The sequence below is a fragment of the Leisingera sp. F5 genome (genome assembly GCF_001593695.1).
The window spans coordinates 1-1178 of sequence record NZ_LUKH01001228.1 but is presented as its reverse complement, the minus strand read 5'-3'; the positions used below and the strand labels follow the sequence as shown (position 1 = coordinate 1178).

2 protein-coding genes are annotated in these 1178 nt (G+C 61.8%); both read right to left on the bottom strand.

Translation table 11 applies throughout. The features are described 5' to 3' along the window. Positions 1-469, bottom strand: a 469-nt coding sequence (locus A2I95_RS40365; RefSeq protein WP_291737941.1) for a sarcosine oxidase subunit gamma, incomplete at its 3' end; no start/stop codon positions are given. Next, positions 462-1178, bottom strand: a 717-nt coding sequence (locus A2I95_RS40360; RefSeq protein WP_291737940.1) for an aminomethyltransferase family protein, incomplete at its 5' end; no start/stop codon positions are given. The genes A2I95_RS40360 and A2I95_RS40365, both read right to left, overlap by 8 nt.

The following is a 1178-nucleotide window of genomic DNA, read 5'->3' as shown; positions in this document are numbered from 1 at the left end:
CGTCTTCGTTCAACCAGTAGGCGCCAGCCACCTGCGCCAGGCGCGAACGGCGGAACTGGCCGGGTTTGAATGCCGCTGCGTCAAAGTCCACCGGGCTCACCTTGCCCAGCACCTCGCGCGCACCTTCGCCCGACACGCGGAAGAAGGCACGGGCGTCAGAGACATTCGCCGCCAGCGCATGTTCGCCTTTCAGCGCCGCTGCCAATTCAGCAGTTTTGGAAACCGCATCCTCATAGGGCACCAACAGCAGCAGCTCATCCGGCGACATCCAGGCAACGGCGCCGTTTTCGGCAACCGAGATACTGCCCTGGGCTGGAACCGCGGCGCCGGTGGCAGCTTTGACAGCCGCCTTCAGCTCCGATGACTCCAAATCGCCGCGCAGGGTGATCATGCCCTGCAGACCCGCGTCCTCGACCTTGGCCAGGCCGGAGAATTGCGCGCCGTTCAGTACGGAAACAGCCTTAGACATTCTGCTTTTCCCCTTCCTTGTCGTAGAAGACCGGATCAACGATCTTGGCCTTGTAGGTCTTGCCATCAGTGCCCGGGAACTCGACCACTTCACCCATCCGCTTGGGACCGTGTTTGATCAGGCCCATCGCAATACCGCGGCCCAGGGTCGCGGAATGATAGGTCGAAGTCACCCGGCCGATCATGTTGCGCTGGCCGTTGGCATTGACGCCTTCACCCAATGCATAGGCGCCATCCGGCAGCACGGATCCGTCTACCGTTTCCAGGCCAACCAGCTGCCAGCGGTCAGGATCCGCCATGTGGTTGCGCAGCTGGGCGCGTTTGCCAAGGAAGTCTTCCTTCTTCTTGGAAATCGCCCAATGCAGACCCAGATCTTGCGGGATCACGGTGCCATCGGTCTCGTCGCCGATCATGATGAAGCCTTTTTCAGCCCGCAGGATGTGCAAGGTCTCGGTGCCGTAAGGCATGACGCCGAATTCCTTGCCTGCTTCCATCAGCGCATCCCAGAACGCCTGACCTTCCGAGGCTGCAACCGCGATCTCATAGGACAGCTCGCCCGAGAAGGAGATCCGGTAAGCGCGGGCATCAAAGCCGCCGATCTGCCCGTCGCGCCATTCCATGAACGGCAGTGCCTCTTTCGACAGATCCATGCCGCCGCCTGCCTGCGCGTTCAGCTTTTCCAGCACCTTGCGGGCGTTGGGGCCGACCAC